General features: G+C 73.6%; 20 protein-coding genes and 1 tRNA gene. 10 read left to right on the top strand and 11 right to left on the bottom strand.

Translation table 11 applies throughout. The features are described from left to right. Nucleotides 1-13: 13 nt before the first annotated feature. Nucleotides 14-793: a hypothetical protein gene (locus GI374_RS19620; RefSeq protein WP_154335764.1), complete on the bottom strand. Its 780-nt coding sequence runs from the start codon at nucleotides 791-793 to the stop codon at nucleotides 14-16. A 110-nt stretch (nucleotides 794-903) separates the two neighbouring features. Further along, nucleotides 904-1,530, bottom strand: a complete 627-nt coding sequence (locus tag GI374_RS04210; protein WP_154335763.1) for a ribonuclease T2 — start codon at nucleotides 1,528-1,530, stop codon at nucleotides 904-906. A gap of 172 nt (nucleotides 1,531-1,702) precedes the next feature. On the opposite strand from GI374_RS04210, the gene GI374_RS04205 reads away from it, so the two are divergent. The 4 genes from GI374_RS04205 to GI374_RS04190 are packed head-to-tail and all read left to right on the top strand — an operon-like array spanning nucleotide 1,703 to nucleotide 5,205. Further along, nucleotides 1,703-2,467: a DUF1013 domain-containing protein gene (locus tag GI374_RS04205; RefSeq protein WP_154335762.1), complete on the top strand. Its 765-nt coding sequence runs from the start codon at nucleotides 1,703-1,705 to the stop codon at nucleotides 2,465-2,467. Between the two features lie 5 nt (nucleotides 2,468-2,472). Next, the gene (gene lpxK / locus GI374_RS04200; RefSeq protein WP_154335761.1) at nucleotides 2,473-3,480 is read left to right on the top strand and encodes a tetraacyldisaccharide 4'-kinase; all 1,008 of its coding nucleotides are present in this window, start codon (nucleotides 2,473-2,475) and stop codon (nucleotides 3,478-3,480) included. Between the two features lie 13 nt (nucleotides 3,481-3,493). Further along, a complete protein-coding gene (locus tag GI374_RS04195) occupies nucleotides 3,494-4,234 on the top strand; it encodes a glucose 1-dehydrogenase (RefSeq protein WP_154335760.1) in 741 nt (246 codons plus the stop codon). After that, nucleotides 4,231-5,205, top strand: coding sequence for a P1 family peptidase (locus GI374_RS04190; RefSeq protein ID WP_154335759.1), 975 nt, complete (start codon nucleotides 4,231-4,233; stop codon nucleotides 5,203-5,205). Before GI374_RS04195 ends, GI374_RS04190 begins: the two co-directional genes overlap by 4 nt. Before the next feature lie 51 nt (nucleotides 5,206-5,256). On the opposite strand, the gene GI374_RS04185 is transcribed toward GI374_RS04190, so the two are convergent. Then, nucleotides 5,257-5,928, bottom strand: a complete 672-nt coding sequence (locus GI374_RS04185; protein WP_154335758.1) for a DUF1236 domain-containing protein — start codon at nucleotides 5,926-5,928, stop codon at nucleotides 5,257-5,259. Nucleotides 5,929-6,131: 203 nt separating this feature from the next. Between GI374_RS04185 and GI374_RS04180 the strand changes: the two genes are divergently transcribed. Beyond that, nucleotides 6,132-7,604 (top strand): NAD-dependent succinate-semialdehyde dehydrogenase, encoded by a 1,473-nt coding sequence (locus GI374_RS04180; protein ID WP_154335757.1) that lies wholly within the window; start codon nucleotides 6,132-6,134, stop codon nucleotides 7,602-7,604. Between the two features lie 21 nt (nucleotides 7,605-7,625). Here GI374_RS04180 and GI374_RS04175 read toward each other — a convergent pair whose 3' ends face one another. The 7 genes from GI374_RS04175 to tsaD form a co-directional block, all read right to left on the bottom strand. Next, nucleotides 7,626-8,768, bottom strand: a complete 1,143-nt coding sequence (locus GI374_RS04175; protein ID WP_154335756.1) for a glycosyltransferase N-terminal domain-containing protein — start codon at nucleotides 8,766-8,768, stop codon at nucleotides 7,626-7,628. After that, complete coding sequence (locus GI374_RS04170) at nucleotides 8,765-9,016, bottom strand: DUF4170 domain-containing protein (protein ID WP_154335755.1); 252 nt, start codon at nucleotides 9,014-9,016, stop codon at nucleotides 8,765-8,767. The genes GI374_RS04175 and GI374_RS04170 overlap by 4 nt, the downstream gene beginning before the upstream one ends. Nucleotides 9,017-9,203: 187 nt before the next feature. Next, nucleotides 9,204-9,596 (bottom strand): DUF1761 domain-containing protein, encoded by a 393-nt coding sequence (locus GI374_RS04165; RefSeq protein WP_154335754.1) that lies wholly within the window; start codon nucleotides 9,594-9,596, stop codon nucleotides 9,204-9,206. 31 nt (nucleotides 9,597-9,627) lie between these two features. Next, nucleotides 9,628-10,041 carry an EVE domain-containing protein gene (locus tag GI374_RS04160; protein ID WP_154336005.1) on the bottom strand — a complete coding sequence of 138 codons (414 nt, stop codon included), beginning with the start codon at nucleotides 10,039-10,041 and terminating at the stop codon, nucleotides 9,628-9,630. Next, entirely contained in the window at nucleotides 10,041-10,313 is a 273-nt protein-coding gene (locus tag GI374_RS04155; RefSeq protein ID WP_154335753.1) for a YciI family protein, read from the bottom strand. Before GI374_RS04155 ends, GI374_RS04160 begins: the two co-directional genes overlap by 1 nt. 13 nt (nucleotides 10,314-10,326) lie before the next feature. Beyond that, nucleotides 10,327-11,259, bottom strand: coding sequence for an NAD(P)H-dependent glycerol-3-phosphate dehydrogenase (locus tag GI374_RS04150; protein WP_370515136.1), 933 nt, complete (start codon nucleotides 11,257-11,259; stop codon nucleotides 10,327-10,329). After that, complete coding sequence (gene tsaD / locus GI374_RS04145; protein WP_154335752.1) at nucleotides 11,256-12,320, bottom strand: tRNA (adenosine(37)-N6)-threonylcarbamoyltransferase complex transferase subunit TsaD; 1,065 nt, start codon at nucleotides 12,318-12,320, stop codon at nucleotides 11,256-11,258. Before tsaD ends, GI374_RS04150 begins: the two co-directional genes overlap by 4 nt. Nucleotides 12,321-12,396: 76 nt before the next feature. On the opposite strand from tsaD, the gene GI374_RS04140 reads away from it, so the two are divergent. From GI374_RS04140 to GI374_RS04125, 4 genes are all read left to right on the top strand, one after another. Further along, entirely contained in the window at nucleotides 12,397-13,065 is a 669-nt protein-coding gene (locus GI374_RS04140) for a uroporphyrinogen-III synthase (protein ID WP_229582595.1), read from the top strand. Between the two features lie 69 nt (nucleotides 13,066-13,134). Next, a complete protein-coding gene (locus tag GI374_RS04135) occupies nucleotides 13,135-14,616 on the top strand; it encodes a hypothetical protein (RefSeq protein WP_154335750.1) in 1,482 nt (493 codons plus the stop codon). Between the two features lie 10 nt (nucleotides 14,617-14,626). After that, nucleotides 14,627-16,309, top strand: a complete 1,683-nt coding sequence (locus GI374_RS04130) for a heme biosynthesis protein HemY (RefSeq protein WP_154335749.1) — start codon at nucleotides 14,627-14,629, stop codon at nucleotides 16,307-16,309. A 107-nt stretch (nucleotides 16,310-16,416) separates the two neighbouring features. Beyond that, nucleotides 16,417-16,492 (top strand) — tRNA-Thr (locus GI374_RS04125). Nucleotides 16,493-16,518: 26 nt separating this feature from the next. Here GI374_RS04125 and GI374_RS04120 read toward each other — a convergent pair. Beyond that, a complete protein-coding gene (locus GI374_RS04120; RefSeq protein WP_154335748.1) occupies nucleotides 16,519-16,731 on the bottom strand; it encodes a DUF1674 domain-containing protein in 213 nt (70 codons plus the stop codon). Here GI374_RS04120 and GI374_RS04115 point away from each other — a divergent pair. Then, nucleotides 16,730-18,199, top strand: coding sequence for an RsmB/NOP family class I SAM-dependent RNA methyltransferase (locus tag GI374_RS04115; RefSeq protein WP_229582594.1), 1,470 nt, complete (start codon nucleotides 16,730-16,732; stop codon nucleotides 18,197-18,199). The genes GI374_RS04120 and GI374_RS04115 overlap by 2 nt on opposite strands. Nucleotides 18,200-18,218 lie beyond the last annotated feature (19 nt).

Raw genomic sequence — 18,218 nt, 5'->3', positions numbered from 1 at the left:
CCGCGGCTGCGCCTCAGCGGTCGCCGCCTGCCGAGACGTCGAGGCCGCCGGAGTCGAGCGAGACGCCAAGTCCCCCCGACCCGCCGATCCCGACATTGACGCCGCCGTCATTGCCGCTGCCCCGGCCGGGTCCGCCGAGATCGGCGTTGATGCCGCCGGTATTGCCGGTCGCCGCGTCCTGGCCGACGCCGATATTGACGCCGCCGCTGCCGCCGGAGGCCGCGCCGTCACCCACGCCGACATTGACGCCGCCGCTGTTGCCGACCCCGGCGCCGGACCCTGCACCGGCGCTGATGCCGCCGCTGTTGCCCGCCCCCGCATCGGCGCCGATCCCGGCACTGACGCCGCCGCTGTTGCCGGCTCCCGCGCCCGGCCCGGCGCCGATGCTGACGCCGCCGCTATTGCCGGACCCCGCGCCCGGCCCGGCGCCAAGGCGGACGCCGCCGGTGTTGCCGCCGCCCGCACCGGGGCCGACGCCCACGGTGGCGCCGCCTCCGGGTGTGGTTCCCGTGCCGCTGCCCGGCGTGGTGGGGGTCGTGGGCGCCGGCGTCGTCGCGGGCGGCGCGCCGGGCGTCCCAGGCGCGGGCACCGCGCTGCGGGCGGGCTGGCCTGCGATCTGCGTCGGATTGCAGGCGCCCTCGGCGACGGCGCGCATCTGCGCGGGGGTCAGCAGGTTCGCGGGCCGCTGGCAAACCTCCGCCGTGATGAGCGATTGGGCGGCCGCCGCGCCGGTCGTCAACGCGGCGGCGCCCGCGACCGAGACAAGGGTCAGGCGTAGTCGGTGGAAATGCATGGTGAGCCTCGCACTGGTTAACGGCGTCCGCCGAACAACCTTGAGCGGAAGCCTCCAGCGGAAGGCACATGCAATGGTGATTGTTCCACAACCGGGAGATTAAATCTCGCTCAGCGCACCCGCTCCATCATCAGCGCGTCCGCGCGACAATCGCGGCGGGCGTCAGGCGCGCAGTCGCGCAGGGAGAGGCCGGGCGTGAGGCAGATGCGAACCTCGTCGAGGCGGCCGCCGTCGCAGGTCACGGTGATGCCGTTGCGGGCGAGGCCGGGATTTGCTGCGATGAAGGCGTCCTCAACCACGGCGACGGGCAGGCGTATGTCGCGGGCGAGGTCCTCGAACTCGGGCGGGATCGTCACCGCCGCCGCGGCGTCGCGCAGGGTGGCGAAGTAGTCCTCCGGCTTCATCCCGGCGCAGCGGCCATGCTTCTTCCACTGATGCCAGGCGAGGCTGTCCGACCCCATCAGGTCCGCCATCGCTGCCGTCTCCTGCCGCGAGGGGTCGCGGGCGCGGGTGGCGCAATATTCCGGCCAGCCGTCCTCGCGGTTCGGCCAGAGCCCGTGGACGATGAAATCCCGGTGCTCGCGGCATTGCGCGTCATCCGCCTCGCCCTCGGTCGCGCACCAACTGGGCGACCAGCTCAGCGCCAGCACATAATAGTCGAACGCGCCTGCGACATCATCCCGCGCCGCCGCCGGGGAGGCGGCGAACAGGGCGAGCGCGAGGGCGATCACTCTCATCCCCAAGCCCTAGCGCGGTCCTGTCGGGCGGTCGAGACTTGCGCCGAAAGGACTTCCCTCGCCGGGGCCGAGCGCCTATATCGGCCGGCAATTCCCCGAAAGCGAGGATCGGCTGCGCGCCGCCCCGGTTTCACCCGGCGGATGCCGCGCGCGCCCCTGAAAGGAGATGATGATGACCCAAGCGAAGCCGCTGATGGCCAAGGCGACCGCAGTCTGGCTGGTCGAGAACACCACCCTCAGCTTCAAGCAGATCGCCGATTTCTGCGGCCTGCACGAGCTCGAGGTGCAGGGCATCGCGGATGGCGATGTGGCCATCGGCGTGAAGGGCTTCGACCCGGTCGCCACGAACCAGCTCGAGCCCGGCGAGATCGAGAAGGGCCAGAAGGACCCGGCCTACCGGCTGAAGATCAAGCACAACCCCGCCGCCGAGGGCGAGGAGAAGCGCCGCGGGCCGCGCTACACGCCGCTCAGCAAGCGCCAGGACCGGCCGGCGGCGATCCTGTGGCTGGTGAAGTTCCACCCGGAGCTGGCCGACGCCCAGATCGCGCGGCTGGTCGGCACGACCAAGCCCACGATCACCTCGATCCGCGAGCGGACCCACTGGAACATGCAGAACATCCAGCCGATCGACCCGGTGGCCCTCGGGCTCTGCCGCCAGTCGGAGCTGGATGCCGAGGTGCAGAAGGCGGCCAAGAAGAAATCGGTCGAGGTGATGTCGGACGACGAGCGGCGCAAGCTGGTCTCGACCGAGACCTCGCTGGCGATGTCGGACGAGCCGCGCCTGCCGTCCTCGATCGCCGGGCTGGAGAACTTCTCGCTTACCCGCCGCGACGAGGAGGAGCGCAAGCCGGACGGCGACTACGCCGATGCCGACAGCTTCTTCAACCTGCCCGAGGGCGACGAGGACGACGAGGACGACGACACCGGCCGCCGCTGACGGTCATGCCGCGCCCGCCCGCCTTCTGGTTCCGGCCGCACGGGCTTGCGGCGGCGGTGCTGGCGCCGCTGGGCGGGCTCTACGCCCGCGCCACCGCGCGGCGGCTGGGCCGGGGGCCGCGCGACCGGGCCGGGGTGCCGGTCATCTGCGTCGGCAACCTGAATGCCGGGGGGACCGGCAAGACGCCGACCGTCATCGCCCTGGCGCAGCGGCTGGCCGGGCACGGCGTCGCGGTGCAGGTGGTCAGCCGCGGCCATGGCGGCAGCCTCGAGGGGCCGGTGCGGGTGGACGAACGCCGCCACACTGCCGCGCAGACCGGCGACGAGCCGCTGCTGGTTTCCGCCTTTGCGCCCGTGTGGGTCGCGCGGGACCGCGTGGCGGGGGCGAAGGCCGCGGTGGCGGACGGGGCGCAGGTGATCCTGCTCGACGACGGTTTCCAGGACCCCGCCCTCGCGCATGATCTCTCGATCATCGTGGTGGATGCTGCCAAGGGTTTCGGGAACGGCCGCTGCCTCCCGGCCGGGCCGCTCCGTGAGCCGGTGGATGCCGGGCTGGCCCGCGCCGACCTGCTGCTCTCGATCGGCCCGCCCGAGGCGCAGCGCGCTTTTGACGCGGCATGGAGCAAGTGTGTCTCCCTGCCGCGGCTGAGGGGTGCGCTCGAACCCCTGGCGATGGGCTTCGACTGGGAGGGCCATCGCGTCCTCGCCTTCGCAGGCATCGGCCATCCCGAAAAATTCTTCGCCACGCTCGCCCGCCTCGGCGCCGATCTGGTGCGGGCCGAGGCGCTCGACGACCATCAGCCCTTCACCGGCCCGCTCCTCACGCGGCTCGAGGCCGAGGCGCGGGCGCTCGGCGCGCAGCTGGTCACGACCGAGAAGGACGCCATGCGGCTGCCGCCTGCCTTCCGGCGCAAGGTGATGGTGCTGCCGGTGCGGCTGGAACTGGAGGACTGGGCGCCGCTTGATGCGCGGCTGGCGGAGGTCGTGGGCTTGGGTCTATCTGGACCGGAATGAGCGGAGGGGCAGCATGCGACTGGACGGCAAGACGGCGATCGTGACCGGCGGCGGCTCGGGGTTCGGCGCGGGCATCGCGCACCGCTTCGCGGCCGAGGGCGCGCGGGTGATGGTCGTGGACATCAACGCCGATGCCGCGAAGGCTGTCGCTGAGGAGGTCGGCGGCATCGCCCAGCCGACCGACGTGGCCGACGGCACCTCGGTCGCCGCGATGGCGCAGGCCGCGAGCCATGCCTGGGGCCGCGTCGACATCCTCGTCAACAACGCCGGCGTCACGCATCTGCCGGCGCTGATGGAGGAAGTTACGGAGGCCGATTTCGACCGCGTCTTCAACGTCAACTGCAAGTCGATCTACCTGACCGCGCGCGAGATCGTGCCGCTGATGAAGCAGTCGGGCGGCGGCGCCATCGTCAACATGGCCTCGACGGCGGGCGTCTCGCCGCGGCCACGGCTGAACTGGTACAACGCCTCGAAAGGCTGGGTCATCACCGCGACGCGGGCCATGGCGATCGAGCTCGCCCCGTTCGGCATCCGGGTGAACGCGCTCAACCCGGTGGCCGGCGAGACGCCGCTGCTCAAGAGCTTCATGGGCGAGGACACGCCCGAGACCCGCACGCGGTTTCTCTCGACCATCCCGATGGGCCGTTTCTCGACGCCGGAGGACCTCGCCAATGCGGCGCTGTTCCTCGCCTCGGACGAGGCGTCGCTGATCACCGGCGTCGCGATGGAGGTCGATGGCGGCCGCTGCATATGAGGCCGGGACCGCGCAACCTCATCACCGACGTGGCCGGGCTGCGGGTCGGGAACGCCGATGATCCCTGGCTGAAATCGGGTGTCACGGTGCTGACCGCCGATGCGCCGTTCACCGCCGCGGTGCATGTGATGGGCGGCGCGCCGGGCACGCGCGAGACCGATCTGCTGGCGCCCGACCGGCTGGTCGGCGGCGTGGACGCGATCTTCCTCGCCGGCGGCAGCGCCTTCGGGCTGGATGCCGGGGGCGGCGTGATGACCGGCCTGCGCGCCGCCGGGCGCGGCTTCGCGGTGGGCGCGGTGCGAGTGCCGATCGTGCCGGGGGCGATCCTGTTCGATCTGCTGAACGGCGGCGACAAGGACTGGACCGAGAGCCCCTATCCGGCGCTTGGCCGCCTGGCCTTCGAGGCCGCGGGGCCGGATTTCGCCCTAGGCTCGGCCGGGGCCGGGGCGGGGGCCATGACGGCCCGGTGGAAGGGCGGGCTCGGCTCGGCCTCGGCGGTGCTGGAGAACGGGGCCACGGTGGCCGCCCTCGTGGCGGTCAACGCGCTCGGCTCGGTGACGGCCCCCTCGGGGCAGTTCTGGGCCGCGCCCTGGGAGCTTGGAGACGAGTTCGGCGGTCTGGGCCTCGGCGCGCCCTTCGCGCCCGACAACGAGCCCGCGCCGCAGAAGCGCATGGGCGAGGCCACCACGCTCGCGGTGGTGGCGACCGACGTGGCGCTCGACAAGGCCGCGCTGACGCGGATGGCCACGGCGGCGCATGACGGCCTCGCCCGCGCGATCGTGCCTTCGCATACGCCGTTCGACGGCGATCTGGTCTTCGCCGTCTCGACCGCCGCGCGCCCGGCCTCCGAGGGCGACCTCTGGCGCCTCGGCCACGCCGCCGCCTGCTGTCTCGCCCGCGCGACCGCCCGTGCGGTCTGGGAGGCGCGGCCCGCGTCCGGCGACCTGCAGCCCTGCCGCCGCGACGCATGACAAAGGGCGGCCCTGAAGCCGCCCCTCCCCCGTTCCGCCGTCCGTTGCGGGTCAGCGGAAGATATAGACGATCTCGCGCTCGGCGTTCACCAGCACCGGCAGGCCGTTGATAGTGACGTACTGGTAATCGGGCGCGTCCGGGATGTCGTAGAGGGTCACGCCCTCCGGCACGCCCGCGCCGATCACGACCTCACCATCGAGCAGCACCGCATCCTGCGGATGCGCCTCGACATAGGTGCGGACCTCCGGTGCCGGGTCGGGCAGGCGCGAACTGGCGGCGCCCGCGGCTGCCCCGATCACGGCACCCAGCGGACCGCCCACGAGGGCCCCGGCCGTCGCTCCCGCGGCGGCGCCCATGCCCGCGTCGGCGGCCTGGCGCGTCCCGCTCGGCTCGACCGCTTCCTCATGGACGACGACCGGCACATGCAGCGTCTGACGGTTCGGATAGATCGGCTGGAATTCCTCCCCGACCTTGGAGGCCAGATAGTCGCCATAGGCCCAGCCGCTGGCGTCGCCATGGGTGACTTCGCACCAGTTGGCGGCTTCGAGGCATCCCGCGACCGAGACCTCGTCGCCGCCGGGGATCACGCCCGTGACCTCGTAATTGACGCCGGGGCCCGAGCGCATGTTCAGGTCGGTGCCCGCGGTCGCGGTCACGGCCTGGGCGGAGGCGGTGCCGGCCATGAGGAGGGCGGCGGCGGTGGTGGCAAACAACTGTTTCATGGGTAACTCTCACTCCGAAGGCCGCACGGTCGCGGCATCGGGGCAGGAACACCGCCGCCCGCGGGAGGTTCATTCACGTTTTCTTAAGGCGCTGTGCCGTAGGACCGGCGGGCACCGGACCGGCTCAGGCGTGGCTGGACATCGGCGGGGCTGCGCGTGATGATCTGGCCTTCCCGCTCGCCCGGCCCCGGAGGAGACTGCCGATGACCGCCCATTCGACTGATCTGCGAACCCTCCTGCGCGATCCCTCGCTGCTCGAGACCCGCGCCTATGTCGCCGGCGAATGGATCGACGCGCCCGACGGCGCCACCTTCCCGGTCAGGAACCCGGCCCGCGGCGACGTGATCTGCGAGGTGGCCGATCTCGGCCGCTCGGACGCGAAGCGCGCGATCGAGGCTGCCCATGCCGCAATGAAGGACTGGGCCGCGCGCACCGCCAAGGAGCGGGCGCAGGTCATGCGGAAATGGTTCGACCTGATGATGGAGAACCAGGACGACCTCGGGAAGATCCTCACCGCCGAGCAGGGCAAGCCGCTGCCCGAGGCCAAGGGCGAGATCGCCTACGGCGCCGCCTTCATCGAGTTCTTCGGCGAAGAGGCCAAGCGCATTCATGGCGAGACCATCCCCGGCCATCAGCGCGACAAGCGCATCACCGTGCTGAAGCAGCCGATCGGGGTCGCGGCCTCGATCACGCCGTGGAACTTCCCGAATGCCATGATCACGCGCAAATGCGGCCCGGCGCTCGCCGTGGGTTGCGGCTTCGTCGCCCGCCCCGCGGCCGAGACGCCGCTTTCGGCCCTCGCGCTCGCGGTCTTGGGGGAGCGGGCGGGGCTGCCGAAGGGGATCTTCAGCGTCATCACCTCATCGCGCTCCTCCGACATCGGCAAGGAGTTCTGCGAGAACCCGCTGGTGCGAAAGCTGACCTTCACCGGCTCGACCGAGGTCGGCCGCATCCTGCTGCGGCAGGCGGCGGACCAGGTGCTGAAATGCTCCATGGAGCTTGGCGGCAACGCGCCCTTCATCGTCTTCGACGACGCCGACCTCGACGCGGCGGTGGAAGGCGCGATGGCGTCCAAGTTCCGCAACAACGGCCAGACCTGCGTCTGCGCCAACCGCATCTATGTGCAGGCGGGCGTCTATGACGAGTTCGCGAAGCGTCTCGCCGTCGCGGTGGACAAGCTGCGCGTGGGCGACGGGCTGACGGAGGGCGTGACCACGGGTCCGCTCATCAACCAGGATGCGGTCGAGAAGGTCGAGGAGCATATCCGGGACGTGCTCGACGGCGGCGGCGCGATCCTCACCGGCGGCAAGCGCAAGGAGGGGCTGTTCTTCCAGCCCACGGTCGTCACCGGCGTCACCGACGCCATGAAGGTTGCGACCGAGGAGACCTTCGGCCCGCTCGCGCCTCTGTTCCGCTTCGAGACCGAGGACGAGGTGATCGAGAAGGCCAACGCCACGATCTTCGGCCTCGCCAGCTACTTCTACGCCCGCGACGTGGGCCGCATCACGCGGGTGCAGGAGGCGCTGGAATACGGCATCGTCGGCGTGAACACCGGCATCATCTCGACCGAGGTCGCGCCCTTCGGCGGCGTGAAGCAGTCGGGCCTCGGCCGCGAGGGAAGCCACCACGGGGTCGATGACTACCTCGAGATGAAATACGTCTGCCTGTCCATCTGACGGTTCAGGCCGGCTGAGGGCTCAGGCGGGAGGCGGCAGCACTGCCGCCACCGCCGCCGCGATCCGCTGTGCCACCGCCGCCCCGGCGGTCGAGACGGCCCAGGCGCGCGCGGCCAGTTCCGCCGCGCGCTCGGGCGCGAGCAGTTCCTCCACGCCGGGGCCGAGGTCGGCCTCGTCGCGCACCGGCCGCAACGCGCGCCCGGCCTCGAGCGCGGCCCAGGCCGCCGGCGCAGCGCCGGTCTGCGGCCCGCGCAGGATCGCCGAGCCGAGGGCGGCGGGCGCGAACGGGTCCGGCGCCGTGGCCCCCCCGGCCAGCGTGCCCCCTGCATAGGTCACGGGGGCGAGGCGATACCACAGCCCCGCCTCGCCCGGATCGTCCGCGACCAGCACCTGAATGTCGGGACCCGGCTCGTCCGTCTGGCTGCGCAGCGCGGCGCCAAGGCCCTGCGCCTCGGCCCGGAGCATCAGGGCCTGCGCGCGCTCGGGATCGGCGGGCGCGACGACGAGCAGCGCGCGGTGCGAATGCTGCAGCGCCGTCTCATGCGCGGCCAGCACCGCCGCCTCCTCCGCCTCCGGCACAGCGGCGGCGAACCAGACCTGGCGGCCCCGCAGCGCGGCGGCGAGGGCCGCGCGCTCGGCCTCCGAGCAGCCGGGCGGGGCGGGCGTGGCCATCAGCGGGCCGGTCCGCTCGACCCGCCCCTCCGGCACCCCGGCGCGAATCGCGGCCGACTGGGCGGCGGCGTCGGCGACCAGCACGCGTGTCAGCGCCTCGACGGCGGCCCGGCGGCGGCTGCGCTGCCACAGTTGCGGCGGGCGCAGGCCGTGCAGCCGCGCATCGGCGAGGATCACCGGCAACCGGGCGCGGCCCGCGGCAAGCAGAAGCTCCTCGGGCAGATCATCCCCGACCAGCAGGATGGCGGCGGGACGCAACTCGCGCAGCATCGTCGCGGCGTCGCCCGGATCGGGCGCCACGCCGGTCTCGCCGACCGGCGCCGGATGGGTCGCGAGGAGGCGCAAGTCGCGCCGCATGGCGCGCAGCTGGGGCCTCAGCGCCGCGCCCGCGCCGCTGCCATCGGCCGGCTGCCCGGCCGCGAGCCGCAGCCAGAGCAGCGGCCCCTCGCCCGGCGGCGCAGGCGGCAGCGCGCGGCCGCGGCCGTTGCTCATCGGCTGCCGAGTTCCTCGGTCGGGCTGGCCTCGCGGGTTTCCTCGCGCAGGCGGTGGATATGGGCGATGAAGTAGCGCATCTGCGCGTCGTCCACGGTCCGCTGGGCATGGGCCTTCCAGGCCGCGAAGGCCGAGGCGTAGTCGGGGAAGACGCCGACCATGTGGATCGCCGCGGGATCGCGGAGCTCGGTCGAATCGGTGGCGACGAGCTCGCCGCCGAAGACGAAATGCAGGCGCTGCATGGACATCCGGACCTCCTGTCGCGTTCCGCGACCGCTGTCTTCGGGCAGGAACGGCCTGCGCGAAGGATTTATTGCAAACCCGAAGCAGTTTCGGGGCACCGGATGCCCCGCACGGGTGTTCAATGGCGTCGTCGGTGGTTGCTCCTGCCGGTGGGGGCGGGGCGCGGTTCTGGCAGATCGCGCCCCGGCTGCCTCAGATCGCTCCGAGGATCGCGCCGAGCGTCGCGAGGACGAGGATCGAATGCGCGCCGTCGATCAGGGTGAGCGAGGCCGGTCGATGTGGCGGGATGTTGTGCAGGAGCACCAGCGGCAGCCCGATCAGCGTGCCGAGGCCGATGCCGATGCCCAGCCCCTCCCAGAAGCCGTGGATGCCGTAGCGCAGGAACATGCCCCGCAGCATCACCGCGATGACCAGAAAGCAGGTCCCGGCGAGCAGGTAGGGCATGGGTGAATAATCGAACGGGTAGCCGCGGTTGCGCACCGTGGAGCCGATCGCCCGCTCGTAGGGGGACCTCACGGCCACATACCAGACCATGCCGACGACCCAGGCGGCGGTCGCCGCGGCGATGCAGATCAGCAGTTCCATCCGTCCTCCCCTGCGCCCCGGCCGCGCAGACCTATTCGCCGCTCATTTCCAGCACAACCGTCCATTCCGCGTCCGTCACCGGCTGGACCGAGAGGCGCGAGTTCTTCACCAGTACCATCTCCGCCAGCCGCGGCTCGGCCTTGCACTCAGCCAGCGTCACCGGGCGTTTCAGCGGCCGCACCGCGCGGATGTCCACGCATTGCCATTTCGGATCGTCGGCGGTGCTGTCGGGATGCGCCTCGGCGCTGACCTCGGCGATGCCGACGATCTCCTTGCCGATGTTGGAGTGGTAGAAGAACACCTCGTCGCCGAGTGCCATCTTCTTCATGTTGCCCGTCGCCTGCGCGCTGCGGACGCCGTCCCACTCCTCGCCGGCCGCGCCCTTGGCCACCAGGTCGTCCCAGCCGAAGACGTCGGGCTCGGATTTCATCAGCCAGCGCGCCATCAGCCGATGGTCCTGCGCCACTCGATCACCTCGACGCTGTCGAAGACCCCGGCGGCGAGGTAGGGATCGCCCGCCGACCAGGCCTTGGCCGAGGCGAGGTCCGCGGCCTCGATGATGACCAGCGAGCCGCTGGGCTCGCCGCCCGCGATGAACGGACCGGCAGTCTGCACCACGCCGCTCTCGTTGAGATAGGCGAGGTGCTCGTCGCGGGTGTCGCGTCGCGTCTGCAGCGCGCCGTCGCGGTCCTTGCAGATCACGGCATAGAGGGGCATCGGCGGTTTCCTTTCATTCCTCGCGCAACGGTCGGGCGAGCAGGGTGATCAGGGCGTCAGCGACGGTGCCGCGGCCTTCGGCAAGCGCGGCGACCTGGGCTGCGACCGGCATCTCGACACCCTCGCGGGGGCCGAGGCGGGCGACAGCGCGGGCGGTGGCGGCGCCCTCGACGGTAACGCCGGGGTCGAAGGTCTCGCAGCGGCCGAGGGCGAGGCCGTAGCGGTAGTTGCGCGAATGCTCGGAGGTCGCGGTCAGGATCAGGTCGCCGAGGCCCGAAAGCCCGGCGAGGGTCTCGGGCTCGGCCCCGAGGCGGGTGGCGAGGCGGGTCATCTCGGCGAAGCCGCGGGTGACGATGGCGGCGCGGGCGCTGTCGCCGAGGCCTGCGCCGATGGCCGCGCCCGCCGCGATGGCGATGACGTTCTTCAGCGCGCCGCCGAGCTCCGCGCCGGTCACGTCGGTGGTGCGGTAGAGGCGCAGCGCGGGCGTGGCGAGCGCGTGCTGCAACGCCTTGCCCGCATCGGTGGAGGCGCAAGCGAGGGTCAGCGCGGTCGGCAACCCGCGGGCGATGTCGGCGGCGAAACTGGGGCCGGTCAGGACGGCCACGGTCGCGGCCGGGCAGGCGCGGCGGATCAGGTGCGAGGGGCCTTCCAGCGTCGCGAGGTCGATGCCCTTGGCGCAGGAGACGAGGGCGCGGCCATCGAGGCGGGGACCGTGTTCGGCAAGGAAACCGCTGAGCGTCTGTGCGGGGAGGGCGAGCAGGGTTGCGGGCGCGCTCGCCTCCGCGAGGTTGGTGGTGACCGTGACGCCGTCGGGCAGGCGTACATCCGCGGGAAGGCGTGGGGCGCTGCGGCCCCAAAGGGTGACGCGGTGCTGCGCGCCCAAGGCAACGGCGAGCGCGGTGCCGAAGGCCCCGGCTCCGAGGATCGCGACCTCCGCCTCGCTCACGCCTTGGCCCCGCGCTTGCCCGCGCCCAGCATCGGCGCGGCGGCGATGTCGAGGGGCCAGCGCGGCCGCGCGACGATCTCCGTGTCCGGCCCGCCGCCTGCCTGCAAGCGCTCGATCCCGGCCCAGGCGATCATCGCGGCGTTGTCGGTGCAAAGCGCCAGCGGCGGCGCGACGAAACGCGCCCCCGCCGCCTCGGCCACCCCGGCGAGCGCCTCGCGGATCGGCCCGTTGGCCGCGACCCCGCCTGCCACCGCGAAAACCGGCACCGGCTCGGCCGCGAGCGCGCGGCGCGACTTCTCGGCCAGAACCTCCACCACCGCCTCCTGGAACCCGGCGCAGAGGTCCGCGCGGTCGCTCTCCGTCAGTCCGCCAAGCTGCGCCACCAGCTCGTCGCGCAGGCGGATCACGGCGGTCTTGAGGCCCGAAAAACTCATGTCGCAGCCCGGCCGATCCAGCAGCGGGCGCGGCAGCGTGAAGCGCCCCGGATCGCCCCGCGCGGCCTCGGCCTCGACCGAGGGGCCGCCGGGTTGCGGCAAGCCCAACAGTTTCGCCACCTTGTCGAAGGCCTCGCCCGGCGCGTCGTCGATAGTGCCGCCGAGGCGGCGGAAGGCCTCCGGCCCCTCGACGCGCAGGAACTGGCAGTGGCCGCCCGAGACGAGCAGCATCAGGTAGGGGAAATCCACGCCATCCGTCAGCCGCGGCGTCAGCGCGTGCCCGGCGAGGTGGTTGACCCCCAGCAGCGGCAGCCCGGTCCCGGCGGCAAGGCCGCGGGCCAGCATCACCCCCGCCAGCACGCCGCCGATCAGCCCCGGCCCGGCGGTCACGGCGATGGCGTCGAGGTCCGAGAAGCTCGTGCCCGCCAGTTCCATCGCGCGCTCGACGCAGTGGTCCAGCCGCTCGGCATGGGCGCGAGCGGCGATCTCCGGCACCACGCCGCCGAAGGCCTCGTGCAGGCCGGTCTGACCTTCGACCACCGAGGCCAGCACCCGGCCCTCGCCCGTGACCACGGCGGCGGCGCTGTCGTCGCAGCTGCTCTCGATGCCGAGGACGGTCAGGGTCATGCGGGGTCCGTGGGCTTGCCGGGGGCGGGCGGGGGGCTTAGGCCACCCGCGTAGCACCGCACCGGGGTTGTCGTCCATGCCGCCGCCCGTCCTCCTGCTGACCCGCCCCGAGCCGGCCTCGCGCCGCTTTGCGGAGGAGGTGGCGGATCTTGGCCTCAGGACGGTGATCGCGCCGCTGATGCGGATCGAGCCGGTGGCGCATGACGCGCAGCGCGCGCAGGCGGCGCCGGTGGTGGTCCTCACCTCGGTCGCCGCGGTCCCCGCGGCCGGAACGGGCGCCGGGCGGCGGGCGATCTGTGTCGGCGATGCCACGGCCGCGGCGGCCCGCGAGGCCGGGTTTGTGGTTGAAACCGGCGCGACCGGCGAGGCCTCGGGCCTCCTGCCGCTCATCGCCGCTTGCGACACGGTGCCGCTGCACCTGCGCGGGCGGCATGTCGCCGCCGAACTGCCGGGGCCGTCGCTCATCGTCTATGATCAGGTCGCCCTTCCGCTCCCTGAGGCGGGCCGGGCGGTCCTCGATGGCGAGGGGCCGGTGCTGCTGCCGCTGTTCTCGCCGCGCTCGGCTGCGCTGGCCGCGGAGGCTGCGGCGGGCGCGCGGGCGCAACTCGTGCCGCTGGCGATCAGCGCCGCGGCGGCGCGGGCCTGGGGCGGGGCGATGCCGGTCGCGGCGCGGCCGGACGGGGCGTCGATGCGCGCCCTCGTCGCAGCGGCTGTGGCGGAACAAAGCCGGCGCGAGCCGGGTTGAGGACCAGCACCGCCGCCCCTAGAGTGCCGCACTATTCGAGGCGCGCAGGATCACGGGGACGGACGGGAAATGGCGGAGAACGGCACCACGCGCGACGACGACCGCCTGACAGGGGCCGCCGCACGGCCCGAGCCCGCGCAAGGCCCGGTCATCGAGAGCCGCCTGCTGGACCCCGACGCGAAGCCAAATGCCGTCGAGGAGCCGCTGCCGCCGATCGAATCAGCCTTGCTGGGTGTGGGCGACGGACAGGCGGCGCGACGGCGCGACGGAGCCGCGGTGGAGGACGCCGTCCTCGCGGATTCGCCGTCCCTCACCCCTGCCGCGCACGGCGGATCGGCCTATGAGCCGCCCCACAGCCCCCCCGCGCCGGTGATGGTCGAGCAGCAGCGCGGCGGCTTCTGGCCGATGGTCCTGGGCGGCGTGGTGGCCGCGGGCCTCGGCGCCGGCGCCCTATGGTGGGCCGCACCGCGGTTGTCGGACCCCGGCGATGCCGCCGCGGTCGGCAGGGCCGCCGTCACTGAGACCGCGGCCGCCGCTGCGAGGGCCGAGATCGAGGCCGCCCGCCCGGCGCTGATCGAGGCGGCGCGCGAGGAGGCCCTCGCGGCCCGGCCGGAGGTCGCCGCTTCGCCCGCGGACCTGGCGCCCCGCCTCGACGCGCTCGAGGCGCGGCTTGCGGCCCCCGGCGAGGGCGTCGCCCCGGTGACGGACGGCGCGGCGCAGACCCGCCTCTCCGATCTCGAGGCCGAGGTCGCGCGCATCGGCAGCGCCCTTGCCACCCCGGCCCGGATCGCGCCGCCCGGCGCGCCGCCGCTCCCGGTCGTCGATCCGGCCGAAGTCGCCGCCCTGCGCGCCGGGCTGGACGCGCAGGCCGCGCAGATCGAGGCTCTCGCCGCCCGTCCGGTGATCGACCCGGCGGCGGCCGAGGAACTCCGCGCGATGGCCGCGTCGGCGTCCGAGACTGCCGCCCGCATCGAGGCCCTTGCCGCGCAGGTCGGGACGCAGCTGGCCGAGGCTCAGGCGCAAGGCGCCGAACTCGCCGCGCAGCAGGGCCGGATTGCCGCCGAGGTCGCGGCAACGGCGCAGCGGGCCGAGACCGCCGCCGCCGTGGCGCGGCTGGAAACGGCGCTGGCCGAGGGCGGAAGCACGGCCGAGGCCGCCGCAGCCCTCGACGCCGCGGGCGTCGAGACCCCGGCGCTGCCCGCCGAGATCCCCTCGCTCGCCGCCCTGCGCGCCGGCTGGGACGACGCGGCCCGCGCGGGTCTCGCCGCCGCCCGCGAGGCCGGGGCCGAGACCAGCTCCGGCGGCGGCTTCGCCGGTTTCCTGCGCGCCCAGACCGGCGCCCGCTCGGTCGCGCCGCGCGAAGGCGGGGATGCTGACGCAATCCTGTCGCGGGCCGGTGCCGCCGTGACGCAGGGCGACATCCCGGCCGCGCTGGCCGAACTCCAGGCTCTGCCCGAGCCTGCCCAGGCCGCGATGGCGGACTGGATCGCCCAGGCGCAGGCCCGCGCCGCGGCCGAGGCCGCCGCCGGCAGCCTGCAGAACCAGCCCTGAGGACGCACGCATGATCCAGTCGCTGCTCAAGATCCTGTTCTTCTTCGCGGTGGTCCTCGCCCTCGCCCTCGGGGCCGAGCGCATCGCCGCGACCGGCGAGCCCGTTCGCATCGTCTTCGAGGGCGTCGAATACACCCTCGGCCCGCTGCAGGCGGTGGTCGTGGCGATCCTGCTGCTGATCGTGGCCTGGCTGCTGATGAAGCTCGTGGGTTTCGTGCTGTCGCTGCTGGGCTTTGCCTTGGGCGAGCGCAACGACGTGGACCGCTGGTTCGACCGCAGGCGGCAGCAGAAGGGCTATGCCGCGCTGAGCGAAGGGATGCTGGCGGTGGCCTCGGGCGAGGGCAGGCTGGCGCAGGACCAGGCCGCCAAGGCGGCGCGCTACCTCGACCAGCCGCATCTGACGAACCTGCTGGCGGCGCAGGCGGCCGAGGTCGCGGGCGATGCGACCGCCGCCGATTCCGCCTACCGCCGGATGCTGGAGGACGACCGCACCCGCTTCGTCGGCATCCGCGGGCTGATGCAGCAGCGGCTGCGGCAGGGTGACACGCAGACGGCGCTGAAGCTGGCCGAGAAGGCCTATGCGATCCGCCCGCGCAACATCGCGCTGCAGGACCAGTTGCTCAGCCTGCAGGCGCAGGCGCATGACTGGAAAGGCGCGCGCGGTGTCCTCAAGGACAAGCGCCGTCGTGGCGACCTGCCCAAGGACGTGCACATCCGCCGCGACGCGGTGCTCGCGTTGCAGGAGGCGCGCGAGGTGCTGGCGCATGGCAACTCGATCTCGGCCCGCGAGGCGGCGATCAGCGCTAACCGCGCCTCGCCCGACCTGATCCCGGCCGCGGTGCTGGCGGCGCGCAGCTACATCGCCCGCAAGGACCCGAAGAACGCCGCCCGCGTGCTGGAGAAGACCTGGGGCATCCGCCCGCACCCGTCGCTCGCCGCGGCCTATGCCGAAATCGCGCCGGAGGAGAGCCCGTCGCAGCGCCTGCGCCGGTTCCAGCCGCTCTTGAAGCAGCAGGCGGACGACCCGGAGACGCGGATGCTGCATGCCGAGCTGCTGCTCGCCGCCGAGGATTTTCCCGGCGCGCGCCGGGCCCTGGGGGATCTGGCCGAGAAGCACCCGACGGTCCGCTCGCTCGCCATCATGGCCGCCATCGCGCGCGGCGAGGGCGCCGACGAGAGCCTCGTGCGCGGCTGGCTTGCGCGCGCCATGACGGCGAGCCGCGGCCCGCAATGGGTCTGCGACAACTGCCACAACGTAATGGAGGACTGGGCGCCCACCTGCGACTCCTGCAACGCCTTCGACACGCTGACCTGGCGCGAGCCGGACCGCCACCTCGAGGCCGCCTCGCCCTACGGGGTCGAGATGCTGCCTCTGATCGTCGGCCGTCCCGCCGGCTCCGAGGCGCATGTCGCCGCGGCCTTCCACGAGGCCGACGCCTATGCCGAGGGCAGCGACCACCACCCGTCCGCGACCCCCGATCCGGGCCTTCGCCCCGCCCCCGCCGCGCCCCGCAGCAGCGGCCCGGTGCGCGAGACGCCAGTGGTCCCGCCGGGGATCGTGCCGCGCGAATCCGACTACGTGGCCTCCGAGCCGTCGCGCACCGTGACCGACCTCGAGGAGGAGCCGCTGCTGGTCCGCCCCGATGTCGAGCCGCCGGACGAGGGGCCGGAAAACACGCAGCGGCGTGCCTGACGCCCGCGCCGGACGCACCGAAAACCGCGGCGCGATTGGCCCTTCCCCCGTGCCGCGGAAGCTGCTATCCGGCACGCCACCCGCGGGGCCGAGGCCCTGTGAGGCACGCCGGTGTAGCTCAGCTGGTAGAGCACGTCATTCGTAATGATGGGGTCGGGGGTTCGAGTCCCTTCACCGGCACCACCCCTCCTTTCCGGGCGGGACCGCGGTCAGAAATCGACCGCGATGCCTTTGCGCTCGTAGTCGCCAAAGCGCACCGGCTCCGGCCCGTCGCGGCCGCCGAGTTCCTCGGGCATCTCTGGGGCCGGGTTGGCGGCGCGGCGGGCCTCGGCCTCGGCGAGCGCGCGCTGCGCCTCGGGCGGCAGGCTGCTGCGGCGGGCGGCCTCGGCGGGCGTGAGTTCTGGTGCGGTGGGATCGGGCATGGCAGCCTCGCGGGACGATGAGGGGAATGGGCGGATGGTAGGCGCGGGCGACGGGTCGGACAAGGGCGGGCAGGGCGGCGAGGCGCGGCCGCGGCGGGCTGCGCCGCCGAAGCCTGCGGTCGCGGCTGTCGAAGCCCCGGCCCGGAAGGAGCGCCGCAAGCCTCGCTCGGCGAAGCCGCCGGTTCAGGCCCCGGTCCAGAAGCCCCGCAACGACTCTGCCCGCGCCGGTGCGCTGCGCCTGCTGGGTGCGGTGCGCGACGGGGCGAGCCTCGACGCCGCCGCCGAGGCGCTGACCGCGCGGCTTCCCCCGCCCGACCGCGCCCGCGCCCGGCGCCTCGCGGCCACCGCCCTGCGTCATCGCGGGCGGGCCGAGGCGGTGCTGGCGCCGCTTCTGCCCCGCCGCCCGAAACCGGCCATCGCCGACGTGCTGCTGCTCGGCGTGACCGAGATGCACGCATTCGGCGAGGCCCCCCATGGAGTCGTCAACGAGGCCGTCGCGCTGGCCCGCAAGCAGGGGCAGAAGGGCGCGGCGGCGGCGGGGATGGTCAACGCAGTGCTGCGGCGGGCGGCCGAGGCGGGAGCGGTCTGGGCAGGGGCTGCCCCGGTACCGCTGCCGGATTGGATTCGCGATCCCGTTGCCGAGGCTTGGGGCGAGGACGCCGCCAGCGCCATCGAGGCCGCGCATGAGCGGGGAGCGCCGCTGGACCTGACCGCGAAACCGGGCCGTGAGGTCGCGGGCGCGACCCGCCTGCCGACCGGCAGCTTCCGCCTGCCGGCGGGCGGGCAGGTCTCGGCGCTGCCGGGTTTCGCCGAGGGCGACTGGTGGGTGCAGGACGCCGCCGCCGCCCTTCCCGCGCGGCTCCTCGACCCGCGGCCGGGCGAGCGCATCGCCGATCTCTGCGCCGCGCCGGGTGGCAAGACGCTGCAACTCGCCGCCGCCGGGGCGCTCGTGACGGCGGTGGACCTCTCGCCGCAGCGGCTGGAGCGGGTGGCGGAGAACCTCGCGCGCTGCGGCCTTCAGGCTGAACTGGTTGCGGCCGATGCGCGCGAATGGCGCCCGGAGGCACCGCTCGACGCGATCCTCCTCGATGCGCCCTGCTCGGCCACCGGCACCATCCGCCGCCACCCCGAACTGCCGCTGATCCGCGACGGCAGCGGCATCGCGGCGCTGGCGGCGCTGCAGGACGAGTTGATCGACCACGCCCTCGCCCTGCTGCCGCCGGGCGCGCGGCTGGTCTTCGCCACCTGCTCGCTGCTGCCCGAGGAGGGCGAGGCGCGCCTCGCCGCCGCGCTCGCCCGGCATCCGGGGCTTTCGGTGGAGGCACCGGACGCGGCGGCGCTGGGGATCGAGCCCGGCTGGATCACGCCCGACGGCGCCATCCGGCTGCGGCCCGACCTGTGGCCCGAGCGCGGCGGTCTGGACGGCTTCTTCATGGTCCGCTTGCGGAAATCCGCCGAGGCGACCTAACCTTCCTGCGGCACACGGC

The sequence above is a fragment of the Paracoccus sp. S-4012 genome (assembly GCF_009674885.1).
Classification (GTDB): domain Bacteria; phylum Pseudomonadota; class Alphaproteobacteria; order Rhodobacterales; family Rhodobacteraceae; genus Paracoccus.
Note: the sequence above shows the minus strand (reverse complement) of the source record. Positions and strands in the feature narration are given on the sequence as shown.

Excerpts from the sequence above, each read along its gene's own strand:
- GI374_RS19620 (WP_154335764.1), bottom strand. The coding sequence starts at position 793 with ATGCATTTCCACCGACTACGCCTGACCCTTGTCTCGGTCGCGGGCGCC.
- GI374_RS04210 (WP_154335763.1), bottom strand. The coding sequence starts at position 1,530 with ATGAGAGTGATCGCCCTCGCGCTCGCCCTGTTCGCCGCCTCCCCGGCG.
- GI374_RS04205 (WP_154335762.1), top strand. The coding sequence starts at position 1,703 with ATGACCCAAGCGAAGCCGCTGATGGCCAAGGCGACCGCAGTCTGGCTG.
- lpxK (WP_154335761.1), top strand. The coding sequence starts at position 2,473 with ATGCCGCGCCCGCCCGCCTTCTGGTTCCGGCCGCACGGGCTTGCGGCG.
- GI374_RS04195 (WP_154335760.1), top strand. The coding sequence starts at position 3,494 with ATGCGACTGGACGGCAAGACGGCGATCGTGACCGGCGGCGGCTCGGGG.
- GI374_RS04190 (WP_154335759.1), top strand. The coding sequence starts at position 4,231 with ATGAGGCCGGGACCGCGCAACCTCATCACCGACGTGGCCGGGCTGCGG.
- GI374_RS04185 (WP_154335758.1), bottom strand. The coding sequence starts at position 5,928 with ATGAAACAGTTGTTTGCCACCACCGCCGCCGCCCTCCTCATGGCCGGC.
- GI374_RS04180 (WP_154335757.1), top strand. The coding sequence starts at position 6,132 with ATGACCGCCCATTCGACTGATCTGCGAACCCTCCTGCGCGATCCCTCG.
- GI374_RS04175 (WP_154335756.1), bottom strand. The coding sequence starts at position 8,768 with ATGAGCAACGGCCGCGGCCGCGCGCTGCCGCCTGCGCCGCCGGGCGAG.
- GI374_RS04170 (WP_154335755.1), bottom strand. The coding sequence starts at position 9,016 with ATGTCCATGCAGCGCCTGCATTTCGTCTTCGGCGGCGAGCTCGTCGCC.
- GI374_RS04165 (WP_154335754.1), bottom strand. The coding sequence starts at position 9,596 with ATGGAACTGCTGATCTGCATCGCCGCGGCGACCGCCGCCTGGGTCGTC.
- GI374_RS04160 (WP_154336005.1), bottom strand. The coding sequence starts at position 10,041 with ATGGCGCGCTGGCTGATGAAATCCGAGCCCGACGTCTTCGGCTGGGAC.
- GI374_RS04155 (WP_154335753.1), bottom strand. The coding sequence starts at position 10,313 with ATGCCCCTCTATGCCGTGATCTGCAAGGACCGCGACGGCGCGCTGCAG.
- tsaD (WP_154335752.1), bottom strand. The coding sequence starts at position 12,320 with ATGACCCTGACCGTCCTCGGCATCGAGAGCAGCTGCGACGACAGCGCC.
- GI374_RS04140 (WP_229582595.1), top strand. The coding sequence starts at position 12,397 with ATGCCGCCGCCCGTCCTCCTGCTGACCCGCCCCGAGCCGGCCTCGCGC.
- GI374_RS04135 (WP_154335750.1), top strand. The coding sequence starts at position 13,135 with ATGGCGGAGAACGGCACCACGCGCGACGACGACCGCCTGACAGGGGCC.
- GI374_RS04130 (WP_154335749.1), top strand. The coding sequence starts at position 14,627 with ATGATCCAGTCGCTGCTCAAGATCCTGTTCTTCTTCGCGGTGGTCCTC.
- GI374_RS04115 (WP_229582594.1), top strand. The coding sequence starts at position 16,730 with ATGGCAGCCTCGCGGGACGATGAGGGGAATGGGCGGATGGTAGGCGCG.
- GI374_RS04120 (WP_154335748.1), bottom strand. The coding sequence starts at position 16,731 with ATGCCCGATCCCACCGCACCAGAACTCACGCCCGCCGAGGCCGCCCGC.